The sequence below is a fragment of the Marinobacter gudaonensis genome (assembly GCF_900115175.1).
GTDB classification, from domain to species: domain Bacteria; phylum Pseudomonadota; class Gammaproteobacteria; order Pseudomonadales; family Oleiphilaceae; genus Marinobacter; species Marinobacter gudaonensis.
On sequence record NZ_FOYV01000001.1, the window covers coordinates 2,373,218 to 2,388,800 of the forward strand.

Sequence of the window (15,583 nt, forward strand, 5' to 3'; positions counted from 1 at the left end):
CCGCCGGGTGCCAGGGTTTCTACCATGAACGAGATTCGACCCGTTGGTACGCGGTACATGACAGAGCTGTTTTCCGATAACAACAAGAGTGGCCTGACCCGGGACCTGATCGAGGCCCTGTTCCCGATGTTCGAGGAGGCCAGTGCCGGTGCCATAGCGGTAGACCGCAGCGCCCGCATTACCTGGATCAATAGCAGCTACTCGCATTTGCTGGGCCTTGGGGACCCGTCCGCCGTCATCGGCCAGCCGGTTCGCCAGGTGATTCCGCAAACCCGCATGCCGGAGGTGGTGGAAACCGGCAAGCCGCTGCTCCTCGATATCATGGAACACAACCAGCAGCAACTGGTGGTGACCCGCTTGCCCTATTACGACGACCAGGGTCGGATTGTCGGTGCGGTGGCCTTCGTGCTGTACGACGACCTGGAACCACTGACTCCGCTGGTGTCGAAGTATCGCCGTTTGCATCAGGATCTGGCAGCCGCGCGCAAGGCGCTGGCGAAGAAGGCGCGGGGCACACGCTACAGCCTGGGCGACTTCGTCGGCGCCAGCCCGGCGGCGCTGGAAGTTAAGCGGCGCGCGCGTCTGGCCGCCGGTCGTGACATGCCGGTACTCCTGCTGGGCGAAACCGGCACCGGCAAGGAAGTTCTGGCCCAGGCGATTCATGCGGTGTCGGGCCGTGCGGAGAAGCCGTTCGTGGGCGTCAACGTGGCGGCCATACCCGACAACCTGCTGGAGGCGGAGTTTTTCGGGGTGGCCCCGGGCGCCTACACCGGCGCCGACCGGCGCACGCGGGACGGAAAGTTCCAGCTCGCCAACGGTGGCACCCTGTTCCTGGACGAAGTCGGCGATATGCCGCTGCCGCTGCAGGCCAAGCTGCTGCGTGCCCTGCAGGAAGGTGAGATCGAACCGCTGGGCTCCAACAAGGTGGTGTCGGTGGACGTTCGGGTGATTGCCGCGACCAGCCGTAATCTGGAGGTGATGATTGCCGAGGGGCAGTTCCGTTCAGACCTGTACTATCGCCTGAACGTTCTGGAGATCCCGATCCCGCCGCTGCGGGATCGCCTGGCGGATCTCGGGGTGCTTTGCGAAGCCCTGCTGGAGGACATCTGCGAAGACCAGGGGCTGCGGGTGGAGATGACCGACGCCGGAGTCTCGGCCCTGGGCAGCTACGACTGGCCGGGCAATATCCGGGAACTGCGGAATGTGCTGGAGCGTGCCCTGACCATGGGTGAGGAAGGCGGTCTGCTGGATGCCGACGCCATATTCAAGGTCCTGCCGCGCGGTGGCAGCAGGCCTGTGTCCTCCCTGGCTCCGCAGCCGGTCCGGCCGCTGGCACAGACCCTCGCCGAGGCAGAGGCTCACGCCATTGAAGAGGCGCTGGTGGCCAGCCGTGGTAACCGCACCCGCGCCGCAAAGCTGCTGGGCATCTCGCGCTCCGTTCTCTACGAAAAGCTTTCCAGGTTGTCCTGAAATCCGGACGCTTGTCCTGTAATCCGTACAACTGCCTACGACTGATGTCTATGTATGTCTGGAAATCCGGACATTCTTCGTTCGCTTCAACTATCCTTCCTAAATTCAACTCATTGTTTTTAAATAAAAAAACTAATCTGGCACAGACTCTGCTCTCTCCGGGATGCAGGACGTCAGAAGAAGGCAGAGAACAAGACTGACGCCAAACCGTTGGACCCAAGCTAACCTTGTCCGTCTGTTCCTGCATTCTCTGGCTATACTCGAATTAGGTCCCGGGCTGAGATCACCGGGCCAGCTACAATAACAATGCTAGGAGACTTGCCAATGAAACTTCTCAAGGCTCTCACCGGAGTGGCCGGTGCGATTGCGCTCACTACGGGTTCCGCGTTTGCAGAAGATCTGCGCTGGAAGATGCCGGTTGCCTTCGCGACCAACCTTCCGGGCCTCGGCTCCCCCGCCGCCTGGGTTGCCGACAACCTCACCACCGCCTCCGACGGCAGCATCCAGGTCCGGGTTTACGAGCCGGGCAAGCTGGTTCCGCCCTTCGATATTCTCCAGTCCGTCTCCGACGGCAAGGTGGCGGCCGGCTACACCTGGATCGGCTACGACCAGGGCAAGGTACCTGCGATTCCCCTGTTTGCCGCCGTGCCCTTCGGCATGAAGCCCCCCGCCTACATCGGCTGGTATTACTTCGGTGGCGGCCATGAAATGCTTCAGGAGACCTACGCGAACAAGGGCTTCAACGTTCACGCTCAGCTGTGCGGCATTATCGGGCCGGAAACAGCGGGCTGGTATGCCGAGCCCATCGAAACCCTGGAAGACTACAAGGGCCTGAAGATCCGCTTCGCCGGCCTGGGCGGCAAGGTTCTGGAAAAACTGGGCGCTTCCGTCACCATGATGCCCGGCGGTGAGCTCTACCAGGCCCTGGAAAAAGGCACCATCGATGCCACCGAATTCTCCATGCCCGCCATCGACCAGATCCTGGGCTTCAATCAGGTGGTCAAGTACAACCTGTTCCCGGGCTGGCACCAGCAGTTCACCGCGCAGTACATGCTGATCAACAAGGAGGAGTGGAACAAGGCGACAGCGGCGCAGAAGGCGCTGGTTGAAGCGTCCTGTACGGCTGCCACAACCCGTGGCCTCGCCGAGGGTGAGTACAAGAACGGCAAGGTTCTGGCCGAGTTCCAGGACAAAGGCGTTCAGGCAGACCAGATCCCGCGCGACGTTCTGCTAAAGCTGAAGCAGGTTACCCAGGAAGTGCTTGAAGAAGAAGCTGCCAAGGATGCCGACTTCAAGCGTGTTTACGAAAGCCAGCAGGAGTTCATGGACACCTATAAGGTGTGGGATACCCGCGCTTATGTCCCGGCGGACCTCTAAGGCAGTGGGCTGACCCAGGCACCGGGGACAACGCCGGTGTTTTCCTATCGAGTCTGGATGGCCCTGCGGGGCCATCCTTGTTTCACGGCAGGCTTTCTGAGCGAGGAACTGTTGTATGGCCGTATCTGATAAAGGCTCACCGCCCGACGTGCACCCGTCGGCGTCGGACGCCGGTCAATTCATTCATCATCACACGGAGTTTCCCACCACCCGCCTCAGCCAGTTCCTGGACGGCGTTATCTCGGCTATCGGCAAGAGTGCGTCCTGGCTCTGGCTGGTGGTTACCGGTGTGATCATCTACGCCGTCATCGGACGCTATGCCTTCGGCATGGGGTCGGTCACCCTGGAGGAAGTGCAGTGGCACCTGGCGGGCGCCGGCTGGCTGTTGGGCCTGGGGTACACACTGGTGACCGATGATCACGTGCGGGTCGACGTGCTCCACGAGCGGCTGTCGCTGAAAGGCCAGGCGTGGGTGGAGCTTCTCGGTATCTTGTTGCTGCTGTTGCCGTTTCTCGTGCTGGCGGTCCAGGAAATGATCCCCTACGCCTACAGTTCATGGGAGCAGGGTGAAACCAGTCAGGCGCCGGCCGGGCTGCCACACCGCTGGATTCTCAAGAGCATTCTGGCCCTGTCTTTCCTGCTTCTGATCATCGCCGCCCTGTCGCGGTTATTGAAAGTGACTGCCTTGCTGTTCGGCTTTCCCAGGCCGATTCCGATCAAGTCTGGTGATAACAAGAAAGAGGACGCGTCCTGATGGAGCTTGAAACCCTTTTCGTAATCGGCATGTTCCTCACCTTCGGGGCATTGCTGATGACCGGGTATCCGGTCGCATGGGTGTTGGGTGGTACTGCAGTCATCTGGACGGTTGTGGGTGTCATCGCTGTTGAAAATTTCGGTGCCAATCTGTGGTTCGACTATGCATCCTCCATGGGCCTGGTCCCCGAGCGGATATGGAACGTGGTGAACAGCGAAACCCTGGTGGCACTGCCCATGTTTATTTTCATGGGCATCATGCTTGATCAGTCCGGCGTTGCCGAGCGACTGATGAACAGCATGGTCAAGCTGTTTGGCGCTGTTCGAGGCGGTTACGCAGTCACTGTCATCGTGATCGGCGTCTTGTTGGCGGCCACCACTGGCATCATCGGTGCCTCGGTGGTTCTGCTGGGCATGCTGTCCCTGCCGGTCATGATGGAAAACAAGTACAACAAGGGGTTTGCCGTGGGCACGGCCTGTGCCACGGGAACCCTGGGTATCCTGATCCCGCCCTCGATCATGCTGGTACTGATGGCCGACCGACTGGCGGTTCCCGAAGCCTCGGTGGGCGATCTGTTCATGGGGGCGTTCTTCCCCGGCTTGATGCTGGGCGCCATGTACGTGGCCTACGCCATCATCCGCCCCATGCTGCAGCCCCACATTGCACCCGTACCAAAGGGTACGGAGAAAGTCACATGGGCCATTGTCTGGGAAGTGGCCAAGGCTGTGGTGCCCACGGCTGCGTTGATCCTTGGGGTGCTGGGTTCCATTTTCGCCGGCATTGCCACGCCGACCGAGGCGTCAGGCGTCGGCGCCCTGGGGGCTTTGCTGCTGGCACTGATGGCGCGACGGCTGAACCTGAAGGTCCTGAATGCTTCCATGCAGCAGACGACCCGCACGGCAGCTTTCATCTTCGCCATTTTCCTGGGCGCGACGGCCTTCTCGGTGGTATTGCGGGGTCTGGGTGGTGATCGGGTCATTGAGGAAGCTCTGCTGGGCTTGCCGTTTGGTCCTTATGGCGTAGTCCTCACCATCCTGTTTGCCGTGTTCCTGCTCGGCTTCTTCCTGGACTGGGTGGAAATCACGTTGATCATCCTTCCGCTGGTTGCCCCGGTTGTGCAGAGTCTCGGGTTTGATCTTGTCTGGTTCACCATTCTGTTCGCCATGTGCCTGCAGACCTCGTTCCTGACACCGCCGGTGGGCTTCGCCCTGTTCTACATCAAGGGAGTGGCGCCTCCTGAGATCAGGGTAACCGACATTTACCGCGGCGTGGTGCCGTTCATCATAATTCAGCTGGCAGCATTGGCTATTGTGTTCGTGGTGCCGGAAATCGCCACCTGGCTGCCGAGCGTGGCTTACGACTGAGGAGAACAGTAATGCGTCTGGAAAATCAGATTGCCCTTATTACCGGGGCCGGTCGAGGCATTGGCCGGGCCATTGCCGAGGCCTATGGCCGGGAGGGTGCCAAGGTCGCTGTGGCAGATCTGACCCTGGCGGCGGCCCAGGACACGGTCGATGCCATCGAGCAGGCCGGTGGTACCGCCATGGCATTGGAAATGGATGTCACCAACGAAGAAGCAGTTGACGTAAACGTAAACTATGTGGTTAAACAGTGGGGCGGTCTGGACATCGCACTGGCGAATGCCGGCGTCCAGCACATCGATCCGGTGCACAAGCTGGCTTTCTCCGACTGGAGCAAGGTCATGAGCGTGCACCTGGACGGTGCCTTCCTGGTAACCCGGGCGGCCCTCCGGCACATGTACCAGAGCGGCGGTGGAACCATGCTTTACATGGGCTCGGTGCATTCGCTGGAGGCCTCGCCCTTGAAGGCACCCTACGTGGCCGCCAAGCACGGCATGCTCGGCCTGTGCCGGGCGGTGGCCAAGGAAGGTGCCGAACACGGGGTACGCAGCAACATCATCTGCCCCGGGTTTGTGCGTACGCCCCTGGTGGACAAGCAGATTCCGGAACAGGCCAGGGAGCTGGGTATTTCCGAAGAGGAAGTGATCAGCAAAGTCATGCTCAAGAACACAGTGGACGGGGAATTCACGACCCTGGAAGACGTCGCCGAGCTCGCCGTTCACCTCGCGGCGTTTCCGTCCGCTGCCCTGACTGGCCAGTCCATCGTGGTCAGTCACGGCTGGCATATGCAGTAAACTTCAGGAGAGACGGATGAGTAATCAACAACAGTCACCGGTGGTCTGGTCGCCTTCCGAGGCCACCCTGACGCAATCCCGCATGGGCCGCTTCAAGGCCTGGCTGGAGCAGCAGGGGTACGGCCCGTTTGCCGACTACCACGTCCTGCATCAGTGGTCGATCAGCGACCTCGACACCTTCTGGCAGAAGGTCTGGGACTACTGCGGCCTGGTTTGTGACACCCCTGCCCGGCAAGTGCTGGGCAAGCGGGAAATGCCGGGAGCCGAGTGGTTTCCCGGCATGAAGCTGAACTTTGCCGCCAATTTGCTGCGGCTGGCCGATGGCGACCACGCTAACCGCGAGGCGGTGGTGGCCTACTGCGAAACCCGGCCGGTCCTACGTAGGACCTACGCTGAACTCAAAGCCGATGTCGGGGCCCTGGAAGCCTTCCTGCGCAGCAAGGGCATCCAGAAGGGCGACCGGGTGGCGGGCGTCGTCACCAACGGCTACGAAGCGCTCGTCGGCATGCTGGCGGCCACCAGCCTGGGCGCCATCTGGAGTTCCGCCTCGCCGGATTTCGGGATCGGCGCCATCAACGACCGCTTTGGCCAGATTGAGCCTTCGGCACTGATCGTGGTGAACGGCTATGGCTATGGCGGCAAGGTCTTCGCCCGCCAGAACGACTTTGCCGAGCTGATCGCCGGGCTGCCGTCCCTGAAGACCGTGGTCAGTATCGCGCAGTTGCCCGATGACGCACCGGTTCCCGGTGACCTGGTCACCACCTGGGACGACGCCCTGGCAGCCGGCCAGGGCCGGGCCCCCTCATTCACCCCGATGGATCCGGACCACCCGGTGTACATCCTCTACTCCTCCGGCACCACCGGCAAACCCAAGTGTATTGTGCATGGCACCGCCGGCCTGCTGGTCAATCACGCCAAGGAGCTGATGCTGCATGGTGATGTCGGCCCCGAAGACCGCTTCCTGTACTTCACCACCTGTGGCTGGATGATGTGGAACTGGCAGGCCTCCGCCCTGCTGACCGGTGCCGCCGTTATTACCGTAGACGGCTCCCCGGGTTATCCCAGCCTGAGTTTTCTCTGGGACACCGTGGCCGAAGAAAAGGTCACCCATTTCGGCACCAGCGCCCGCTTCATCGCCGGCTGCCGCAAGGCGGAACTGCAGCCAGCGAAAACGTTGGACCAGCGCGCTCTGCGCGTGGTGTTCTCCACCGGCTCGCCGCTGTTGCCGGAAGACTACGACTGGATCTACAGCGACGGCGCACCGAATGCCCTGCTCGGCTCCATTGCCGGCGGCACCGACATCTGCGGCTGCTTTGTCGGCTCCACACCGCTGCTGCCGGTGCGCCGCGGCGAGATCCAGTGCCGTTTCCTGGGTGTCGATGCCGTGGCTTACGGCGACGACGGCCAACCGGTGAAAGAGGGCCGGGGCGAGCTGGTTTGCCGCCAGCCGCTGCCGTCGATGCCGGTCAGCTTCTGGCAGGACCCGGGCAACGAGCGTTACAAGGATGCCTACTTCAACACCTTCCCGGGCGTCTGGGCCCACGGTGATTTCATCGAATTCACCGAACACGGCGGCGCCATCATCTATGGCCGCTCCGACGCCACCCTGAATCCAGGCGGCGTGCGCATCGGCACCGCGGAAATCTACCGGCAGGTGGAAACCGTGGCCGAGGTCAAAGACAGCCTGGTGGTGGGTCGCCAGATCGACGGCGACGTGGAAGTGGTGCTGCTGGTGGTGCCGGCCGAGGGCCAGGCCATCACCGACGATCTGCTCAAACAGCTCAAGACCCGCATCCGCGAAGGCGCCAGCCCCCGCCACGTGCCCAGGCACATCGTGCAGGTGAACGACATCCCGTACACTCGCAGCGGCAAAAAGGTGGAATTGGCCGTGGCCCGGTTAATCAACGGTTCGAAGAAGGCGGACAACCGGGATGCCCTGGGCAATCCGGAGGCGCTGGATCATATCCGGGAGCGGTTGGCTGAGGCCGGGTTGTTGCCTGCTTGAAGGTCCGGAATCGAAGGGTAGTTGTCGGATTACGCCGTTGGCTAATCCGACTTACTCTATGGCGCCTGCGACACTCCCAAGTCGGCAGAATCATAATGTTAGAAAATTTCGTAAATTCCCGCCATTTCATCGTCCTGTAACCGAAGATCCGGCATTTTTAGTCCGTTCTTATACTAAGATCGTAACCAAAATTAACGAAAAAATGGTATCTTAGTAGGCCTATCAAAAGTTCCCAATCAGTCATTGCTCAGGTCGGACGTTCAAAAGACGTCAGACCCCGCCATGACCGTCCTGAACCCACCCATTAGCCTGAGGACGAAAATGACATCATCCAAAGCCAAGATTGTCTACACGCTGACCGACGAGGCCCCAGCCCTCGCGACTCGGTCGCTTCTTCCCATCCTGGAAACCTACGCCAAGCCGGCTGGTATTGAATTCGAAACCAGCGACATTTCACTCGCGGCGCGTATTCTGGCGAATTTCCCGGATTACCTTGAAGAAGATCAGCGGGTTCCGGATGCCCTGGCCGAACTGGGCGAGTACACCAAAGATCCTGATGCCAACATCATCAAGCTTCCGAACATCTCTGCGTCCATTCCCCAGCTCCGTGCCGCCATCAAGGAGCTGAACAAGCAGGGCTACAAGGTGCCCGAGTACCTCGAGCATCCGAAAACCGATGAAGAGAAAGAAATCCAGTCCCGCTATGCCAAGGTACTGGGCAGTGCCGTCAACCCTGTGCTGCGTGAGGGCAACTCCGACCGCCGCGCGCCCGCGGCCGTCAAGGCGTTTGCGCGCAAATACCCCCATTCCATGGGTGAGTGGAGCCCGGCCTCCCGCACCCACGTCGCCCACATGCGCGGCGGCGATTTCTACTCCAGCGAGCAGTCCGTCACCCTCGACAAGGCCACCAACGCCCGCATCGTGTTCGAGAACAAGAAGGGCGAGCAAACCGTCCTGAAGTCCGACCTGCCGCTGCAGGAAGGCGAAGTACTCGACGGCATGTTCATGAGCAAGAAGGCCCTGGTGAAGTTCTTCGAGGACGCCATCGCCGACTGCGAGAACACCGGCGTGATGTTCTCGCTGCACGTGAAGGCCACCATGATGAAAATCTCCCACCCGATCGTGTTCGGTCACGCGGTGAAGGTTTTCTACAAGGATTTGTTCGAGAAATACGGCGAGCTGTTCGACGAAATCGGGGTGAACCCGAACAACGGCCTGTCCAGCGTGGTCGAGAAGATCAAGCAACTGCCGGAATCCAAGCAGGAAGAAATCCAGGAAGCCCTCCACGCCTGCTACGAGCACCGCCCGGAAATCGCCATGGTGGACTCGGTGAAGGGTATCACCAACCTGCACGTGCCGAGCGACGTCATCGTTGATGCTTCCATGCCCGCGATGATCCGCAACTCCGGCAAGATGTGGGCCCGGGACAACAAGCTGAAGGACACCAAGGCGGTCATGCCTGAGTCCACCTATGCCACCATCTACCAGGAAGTGATCAACTTCTGTAAGACCCACGGTGCTTTCGATCCCACCACCATGGGTACCGTGCCGAACGTGGGCCTGATGGCGCAGAAAGCCGAAGAGTACGGCTCCCATGACAAGACCTTTGAAATCAAGGAAGACGGCATCGTCCGCATCGTCGCCGAGGACGGCACCGTGCTCACCGAGCACAAGGTCGAGAAAGGCGATATCTGGCGCGCCTGCCAGACCAAGGACCTGCCGATCCGTGACTGGGTCAAGCTGGCGGTCAACCGTGCCCGCGCCACCGGCATGCCGGCGGTATTCTGGCTCGACGACGAGCGTGCCCACGATGCCCAGCTGATCAAGAAGGTGGAAACCTACCTGAAGGATCACGATACCGAAGGCCTGGACATCCGCATCATGTCGCCGGTCCGCGCTATCCGCTGGACCATGGAGCGCCTGATTCGTGGCCTGGATACCATCTCCGTGACCGGCAACGTGCTGCGCGACTACCTCACCGACCTGTTCCCGATCCTGGAGCTGGGCACCAGCGCCAAGATGCTGTCCATCGTGCCGCTGCTGAACGGTGGTGGCCTTTACGAGACCGGCGCCGGCGGTTCTGCGCCCAAGCACGTGCAGCAGCTGATCCAGGAAAACCACCTGCGCTGGGATTCCCTGGGTGAGTTCCTGGCCACGGCGGTGTCCCTGGACGAGCTGGGCGAGAAGCAGCACAACGAGCGTGCCCGCCTGCTGGGACAAACCCTGGACAAGGCCACCGAGCGCCTGCTCGAGAACAACCAGTCCCCGTCCCGGGTCACCGGCGAGCTGGACAACCGGGGCTCCCACTTCCATCTGGCCCGTTACTGGGCGGAAGAGCTGGCCAAACAGGACGACGACAAGGATCTGAAGGAGTTCTTTGCCAAGCTGTCCAAGCAGCTGGAAGACAACAAGGACAAGATCCTGGAAGAGATGACCGTGGTCCAGGGCCATCCGGCGGATATCGGTGGCTACTACCACCCGCCGATGGAGAAAGTCTGCAAGGTGATGCAGCCGAGCGAGACTTTCAACAAGATCCTTTCGGATGCCCGCGCATCCGTGAAGTAATCTCTCGCCAACGCCGCCGGGTCATGTCCCGGCGGTGGGCAGGAAAACCGGGCGGCCTTGGCGGTTGTCCGGTTTTTTTGTGCCGCAGATCTACTCCTGATGAAGCGGAAAAAAGCCGCCGCCAACCAGTTCTGCCAGGTCCCGGGGCGCCAGCTCGATTTCCAGACCCCGACGCCCTGCGCTGACAAAAATGGTGTCGAAGTTCAGGGCCGAGTCATCGATAAAGGTTTTCAGCCTTTTTTTCTGGCCCAGGGGGCTGACACCGCCCAGCACGTAGCCGGTGGCGCGCTCCACCAGCGCTTTATCCGCCATGGCGGCCTTCTTGCCCCCGGCCGCTCGAGCGATCAGCTTCATGCTCAGCAGTCCGGTAACCGGCACTATGCCAACCACCAGGTCCTTTCCGTCGATGGCGACGACCAGTGTCTTGAATACCCGGGCGGGATCCACGCCGGTCTTTTCTGCAGCTTCGGTGCCGTAGCTCTCGCTGGCCGGGTCGTGGTCATACTCGTGAATGGTATGGGGTATGTTTGCCTTGCGGGCGGCATTGATACCGGGGGTCATGCCTGGCTCCTTGCAGGATGGAAACTGGAAATTAAAACAGGTGCGCAGCCCTTCAACAACTTTCGGCTATTTGTTCCTCGACGTGGCGTGCCGTTATGACTATTTTTTGTACATCACCAACTTCCAAACACCGATGGCTGTGCGTTCATGGAGCCATCTCGGCAAAGCTCTCAGGGAATGACCAGATTGACGGATAACCAGACCCCCCTCCGGAGGGCGACATGGGCGGCGCTGCTGTATCTCGTGGTGGGCGTGGCGTGGATTGCGTTTTCCGATCGTGCCGTCGAGGCCTGGTTTCCTGACCCGGAAACCCTGTCCCTGATCCAGACCTGGAAGGGCTTCTTTTTTGTACTGGCCACCGGCGCAGTACTGTTTGTGGTCCTGTTGCGCCAACTGGTCAAGGATCGGTCACTGCTGACCCTCCAACACAGACAGCGCGAGGCACTGCGTAAACGCGAGCGGCAGCTCCAGGTTCTCATGGACAATCTGCCGGGCATGGCCTATCGCTGCCGGTTCGATCCCCAGTGGACCATGCTGTTTGTGTCGCAAGGCTGCGTGCGGCTCACCGGCTACCAACCAGAGGATCTGATGGAGAACCGCCTGGTCAGTTACGCCAGCCTTATCAACCCTGAGGATAACGAGCAAATGGTCGCGGACGTGCAGGCCGCCGTCGCCAGTGGCGAATCCTTTTCGCTGGAATACGGCCTTACCCGCCGGGATGGCAGCCGGATATGGGTCTGGGAACGGGGCCGGGGTGTGGAAGAGGAAAATGGCACCGTGATTCTGGAAGGGATCGTGCTGGACATCTCCGACCGGAAGGCGCTGGAAAGTGAACTGGCGGAACTGGCGACACGGGATCCGCTGACCGGGCTCTACAACCGCCGGGAACTGTCGCGCGTGATGGAAGAAGAGCTCGAACGGGCCCGGCGCTATCAGCGCCCGATGGCCCTGCTCTGGATCGATTTCGATCACTTCAAGGACATCAATGACACCTACGGCCACGCCGCTGGCGACTCGGTGCTCCGGTCGGTGAGCCGCCTGCTCGAGCGTAGCGTCCGGAGCGTCGATTCCATCGGTCGGTTTGGCGGGGAGGAGTTTGTCATCGTGCTGCCGGAAATGGACCTGGAAGAGGCCCGTGAGACCGCAGAGCGCCTCCGCAAACGGGTTTCTTCTTCAGCCCAGCCCCTGGGCGACGGCCAGTCGGTGCCTCTCACCATCAGTGTGGGGATTGCCGTTTATCCGGACCACGGCGTCTCGGTACCTGCCCTGTGCGCTGCCGCTGACAGGGCCATGTACCTGGCCAAGGATCGGGGTCGGAACTGCGTCGCTCTTGCCCACTTGCATCAACAGGTCAGAAAGGCACCGTGATGCCGATGCGCTGCCGGGTGGAAGCCCTGACATCCTCACGCCCGTGATTCGGCCAATGCGGATTTTGGCGGTAAGATGAAAGATAGTCAGAAAACTTCCGTCCAGTAAAAAGGTCTTGCCCATGAATCGAATCGCCCGCTATGCACTACATACCTGCCGTGTGCCCGACGACCTCGAGGCCGTGACCTTCCGGGACACTGCGGGTGAGCATCCGGAGGCGGTGGGCATCAGTGGGCAAACGGTTGAGGCTCTGTGGCGCAGCGTGCAGAGCCTGTACCGCACCGGTGTCCATCCGGGCATCCAGATCTCAATCCGCCACCGGGGGGAGCAGGTGCTGCACCGCGCCATTGGCCACGCCAGTGGCAATGGGCCTGACGACCCGGCCAATGCGGTACCGGTGCCGATGACCACGGACACGCCCATCTGCTATTTCTCCGCATCCAAGGCGGTCACGGCGTTGCTCATGCACATGCTGGCGGAACAGGGCCTGGTTAACCTGATGGATCCGGTGTCCTACTATTGCCCGGAATTCGCCAGCAATGGCAAGCGCACCATCACCGTCCATCAGATACTGTCCCATCGAGGCGGTATACCCGCCATTCCCCGGGAAACCCCGATCGATGTGCTCTGGAACCGTGACGAGATCTGGCGGCTGTTGTGCGCCGCGCGGCCGGTGGAAGTGGACGGTGCCAAGGTAGCCTACCACGCCATTACCGGCGGCTTTGTGCTCCAGCGGGTGCTGGAGAGCGTCACCGGCGACAGCATCGAGAACTATCTGGATCGCCATCTCCGCCAGCCCATGGGTATGAAGTGGTTTACCTATGGCATTGCCCCGGAGCATCTGGGCGACCTGGCCAGCAATTACGCTACCGGGCCCAGGCCGCGGTTTCCGGTCTCCTGGGTGGTTAACCGGGCCCTTGGCGGTGACATTCGCACCGTGGAAGCGGTGACTAACGATCCCCGGTTCCAGGAGGCGGTCATCCCGGCCGGAAACCTGTGCGGGACCGCCGAGGAAATGGGTCGGTTCTTCCAGATGATGCTCAACGGCGGGGTCTGGAACGGCCGACGGGTATGCAGTGAGATCACCGTACGGCGGGCCATTCAACAGTTCGGGTCCCTGCAGATTGATCGCACCATGATGATCCCCATGCGCTTCAGCGCGGGCATGATGCTCGGCGGCAACCCGGTGGGCCTATGGGGCCCCCAGAGCCGGTTCGCCTTCGGCCATGTCGGGCTGATCAACAAACTGTGCTGGGCAGATGCGGCCAGGGACATCTCGGTCAGTCTGCTCAACACCGGCTTTCCGATTGTGGGGCACCACTTACCCGCGTTGGCAAAATTTGTCTACACCGTGGGCAAGCAGTTTCCCCTGGTTCCGGAACATCAGCGTCCCCGGGTGGCCGCCTGAGAAGGTCGCCTCACAGGGTCCTCAGCTGGGCTTCCAGAATGCCCAGCACAGAGGACAGGATGTCGCGGAAATCGGTCAGGGTCTGGGTCCGCTGTATGACGTCCTCGCGGTTTTCGTCGAGCCGCTCCAGTTTAGGAACCACGCGGCGTATGCCCTCGGTGATCACCTCGTAGGGGTAATGGTGATCCTGGATGCTGAGCTTGTTGATCTCAGCCACTTCCTGGCTGAAGATGCTGATGATGTCGTACAGCATGTCCTTGTGGTGAATGCTACTGGCCTCCCAGTAGGCGTCGTCGAGCAGTTCCAGCAGCGACGAATATTCACGGAGCGTATCCGCCACGGAGGTCTGGGTCATGGGAGCTCCCGTCTGAAAAAAAATGGATCCAGACGGAACTATAGCAGGGCTTTGATCGTGTGGATGAGAGGAAGACCGGCACCGGCGCAGAAATAAAAGTGAAACTCTATTCATTTTTATTGCAGTCTGTCAGGCACTTGTGCAGACTGGCGAAACGGGAAAGGGATCTATCACGACTCAATGGACGAGAAGCCGAATGGACAAGCCCCACGCACCGCCCCAGCCAGAACAGCCTGGCGCCCACCGTGAAGTCAAGCTGGACCACCACGACAGTGTTCGCCATCACGTACACCAGCAGGTCCGCTCCGAGGTTGAGCGCCTGGAGCGCCGTATCGAGACCCTGCGACTGGTAAAGTCTCCGCACGCGGCCATCATGATCTCCACCTACGAACGGTTGATCGACCGGAAAAAAGGCTTCCTGCAGAACTGGGATCTTAACGGCGGTGTCGACTAGCGCCCGGTAACGGGGACCGTGGCCCAGTCTGTCACCGCGTCGGCGTCTTCCTGGTAGGTGCAGTTATCAGGATTGGGGATGGTGTCCTGGTCGTCCGATGAGTCCGGATCGTCGATGCGGGCCGGTTCCCCGTCCGAGGCGAATATCCGCACCCGCTCCATGTTGTAGTCCAGTTCCACCCTCAGACAGTCCGGACTGTTGTCCGCCCCGCTGTAGCCAGGGTAGCGATCAAGACCGATCACCTCTGCGTCCCCGCTCTTGATAAACAGGGTGTCGGTATTCTCGGCGATGAAATCCTGGCGCAATTCGATACTACCGAAGCTGCGACTCAGGTAATCCGCCGTGGCAAATTCGGCGGGGCTGTAGCCCAGTTCCATGAACCGATTGGCATCAAACCGGCTCCCTGCCAGTACGCTGACCAGTTCCGGCTGTTCCGCCTTCTGCTCTTCCGGAACGCTGCGGCTGACATACTGGATAGTCCGGTACACCTTGTTGTCCAGGTCATTGCCCTCGGGTCCTTCGGGCAGGTAGCGCCAGTCCAGAGTCGGGTAGATCCAGAGCTGGTCGTTCAGAGGCTGGTTCGCCAGCGCCGCGTTCTGATCGGTGAAGCGGATCTGGGCGCCGTTGCCGCGGGTGTTGTAGGTGCCCCCGGCGCCGTCGGCAATCCGCTGGCGAATGTATCGTTTGCCTTCCTGGAAATTGGTCACTTCGCCGGACGCCAGAACCTGGTTCATCAGATCCAGCGGGTTGCGCACCCGAACGTAGCTGGCGCCCGATTCGCTGGGTGTGGCCCCGATGAAGATGTCGATGTGGCGACGGATTTCTCGAGCGGTCTCACGGTCGTCGGCGTTGTCGTCGGCCGGCTGTATGCCCCGGTAGAAATGCCAGAAGCGGGTGTTGGCCAGGTTGTCCGGGGCGGTATCGGTGTTTTCCAGGTCGAAACTGGAGAAAGTGAGGTCCACATCGGTGGCGGGATTGAACGCCGACGGCCCGGTATCTTCGAGGCCGCATCCGCTCAGCGCAACCAGGGTGGCGTAAATAGCGGCGAACGTGCAGGAATGTCTCATTTCGAAAGGCCCCGGGATGCGAAAACAGGTGTAACAGGCTAAAG

The 15,583-nt window shown here is 60.9% G+C and carries 13 protein-coding genes; 10 read left to right on the forward strand and 3 right to left on the reverse strand.

Translation table 11 applies throughout. The features are described from left to right. The first annotated feature begins 57 nt into the window (after positions 1-57). The 7 genes from BM344_RS10705 (at position 58) to BM344_RS10735 (ending at position 10,326) form a co-directional block, all read left to right on the forward strand. Complete coding sequence (locus BM344_RS10705) at positions 58-1,470, forward strand: sigma-54 interaction domain-containing protein (protein WP_091991011.1); 1,413 nt, start codon at positions 58-60, stop codon at positions 1,468-1,470. A gap of 324 nt (positions 1,471-1,794) precedes the next feature. Further along, positions 1,795-2,847 (forward strand): TRAP transporter substrate-binding protein, encoded by a 1,053-nt coding sequence (locus BM344_RS10710; protein ID WP_091989445.1) that lies wholly within the window; start codon positions 1,795-1,797, stop codon positions 2,845-2,847. 115 nt (positions 2,848-2,962) lie between these two features. After that, positions 2,963-3,601, forward strand: a complete 639-nt coding sequence (locus tag BM344_RS10715) for a TRAP transporter small permease subunit (protein WP_091989447.1) — start codon at positions 2,963-2,965, stop codon at positions 3,599-3,601. Beyond that, a complete protein-coding gene (locus BM344_RS10720) occupies positions 3,601-4,965 on the forward strand; it encodes a TRAP transporter large permease (protein WP_091989450.1) in 1,365 nt (454 codons plus the stop codon). Before BM344_RS10715 ends, BM344_RS10720 begins: the two co-directional genes overlap by 1 nt. Before the next feature lie 11 nt (positions 4,966-4,976). Continuing rightward, positions 4,977-5,756 carry a 3-hydroxybutyrate dehydrogenase gene (locus BM344_RS10725; protein WP_091989452.1) on the forward strand — a complete coding sequence of 260 codons (780 nt, stop codon included), beginning with the start codon at positions 4,977-4,979 and terminating at the stop codon, positions 5,754-5,756. Positions 5,757-5,772: 16 nt separating this feature from the next. After that, positions 5,773-7,761, forward strand: a complete 1,989-nt coding sequence (locus tag BM344_RS10730) for an acetoacetate--CoA ligase (RefSeq protein WP_091989455.1) — start codon at positions 5,773-5,775, stop codon at positions 7,759-7,761. A 321-nt stretch (positions 7,762-8,082) separates the two neighbouring features. Further along, the gene (locus tag BM344_RS10735) at positions 8,083-10,326 is read left to right on the forward strand and encodes an NADP-dependent isocitrate dehydrogenase (protein ID WP_091989458.1); all 2,244 of its coding nucleotides are present in this window, start codon (positions 8,083-8,085) and stop codon (positions 10,324-10,326) included. A gap of 90 nt (positions 10,327-10,416) precedes the next feature. On the opposite strand, the gene ybaK is transcribed toward BM344_RS10735, so the two are convergent. Further along, positions 10,417-10,887 carry a Cys-tRNA(Pro) deacylase gene (ybaK, locus tag BM344_RS10740; protein WP_091989461.1) on the reverse strand — a complete coding sequence of 157 codons (471 nt, stop codon included), beginning with the start codon at positions 10,885-10,887 and terminating at the stop codon, positions 10,417-10,419. 177 nt (positions 10,888-11,064) lie between these two features. Here ybaK and BM344_RS10745 point away from each other — a divergent pair, with 177 nt between their 5' ends. After that, the gene (locus BM344_RS10745) at positions 11,065-12,255 is read left to right on the forward strand and encodes a GGDEF domain-containing protein (RefSeq protein WP_228143594.1); all 1,191 of its coding nucleotides are present in this window, start codon (positions 11,065-11,067) and stop codon (positions 12,253-12,255) included. Between the two features lie 121 nt (positions 12,256-12,376). Then, on the forward strand, positions 12,377-13,663 hold the full coding sequence (locus BM344_RS10750) for a serine hydrolase domain-containing protein (protein ID WP_091989466.1): 1,287 nt from the start codon (positions 12,377-12,379) through the stop codon (positions 13,661-13,663). Between the two features lie 10 nt (positions 13,664-13,673). Here the strand turns inward: BM344_RS10750 and BM344_RS10755 are convergent, their stop codons facing one another. Next, positions 13,674-14,018: a hypothetical protein gene (locus BM344_RS10755; protein WP_091989469.1), complete on the reverse strand. Its 345-nt coding sequence runs from the start codon at positions 14,016-14,018 to the stop codon at positions 13,674-13,676. A gap of 196 nt (positions 14,019-14,214) precedes the next feature. Between BM344_RS10755 and BM344_RS10760 the strand changes: the two genes are divergently transcribed. After that, positions 14,215-14,472 (forward strand): hypothetical protein, encoded by a 258-nt coding sequence (locus tag BM344_RS10760; RefSeq protein WP_091989472.1) that lies wholly within the window; start codon positions 14,215-14,217, stop codon positions 14,470-14,472. Here the strand turns inward: BM344_RS10760 and BM344_RS10765 are convergent. Beyond that, complete coding sequence (locus tag BM344_RS10765; RefSeq protein ID WP_091989475.1) at positions 14,469-15,539, reverse strand: hypothetical protein; 1,071 nt, start codon at positions 15,537-15,539, stop codon at positions 14,469-14,471. The genes BM344_RS10760 and BM344_RS10765 overlap by 4 nt on opposite strands. Positions 15,540-15,583: the final 44 nt, after the last annotated feature.

What these genes read in the sequence shown, in the direction of transcription:
- BM344_RS10730 (WP_091989455.1), top strand. Translation starts at nt 5,773, where the DNA reads ATGAGTAATCAACAACAGTCACCGGTGGTCTGGTCGCCTTCCGAGGCC.
- BM344_RS10755 (WP_091989469.1), bottom strand. Translation starts at nt 14,018, where the DNA reads ATGACCCAGACCTCCGTGGCGGATACGCTCCGTGAATATTCGTCGCTG.
- BM344_RS10760 (WP_091989472.1), top strand. Translation starts at nt 14,215, where the DNA reads ATGGACAAGCCCCACGCACCGCCCCAGCCAGAACAGCCTGGCGCCCAC.
- ybaK (WP_091989461.1), bottom strand. Translation starts at nt 10,887, where the DNA reads ATGACCCCCGGTATCAATGCCGCCCGCAAGGCAAACATACCCCATACC.
- BM344_RS10765 (WP_091989475.1), bottom strand. Translation starts at nt 15,539, where the DNA reads ATGAGACATTCCTGCACGTTCGCCGCTATTTACGCCACCCTGGTTGCG.
- BM344_RS10720 (WP_091989450.1), top strand. Translation starts at nt 3,601, where the DNA reads ATGGAGCTTGAAACCCTTTTCGTAATCGGCATGTTCCTCACCTTCGGG.
- BM344_RS10735 (WP_091989458.1), top strand. Translation starts at nt 8,083, where the DNA reads ATGACATCATCCAAAGCCAAGATTGTCTACACGCTGACCGACGAGGCC.
- BM344_RS10750 (WP_091989466.1), top strand. Translation starts at nt 12,377, where the DNA reads ATGAATCGAATCGCCCGCTATGCACTACATACCTGCCGTGTGCCCGAC.
- BM344_RS10745 (WP_228143594.1), top strand. Translation starts at nt 11,065, where the DNA reads ATGACCAGATTGACGGATAACCAGACCCCCCTCCGGAGGGCGACATGG.
- BM344_RS10725 (WP_091989452.1), top strand. Translation starts at nt 4,977, where the DNA reads ATGCGTCTGGAAAATCAGATTGCCCTTATTACCGGGGCCGGTCGAGGC.
- BM344_RS10715 (WP_091989447.1), top strand. Translation starts at nt 2,963, where the DNA reads ATGGCCGTATCTGATAAAGGCTCACCGCCCGACGTGCACCCGTCGGCG.
- BM344_RS10705 (WP_091991011.1), top strand. Translation starts at nt 58, where the DNA reads ATGACAGAGCTGTTTTCCGATAACAACAAGAGTGGCCTGACCCGGGAC.
- BM344_RS10710 (WP_091989445.1), top strand. Translation starts at nt 1,795, where the DNA reads ATGAAACTTCTCAAGGCTCTCACCGGAGTGGCCGGTGCGATTGCGCTC.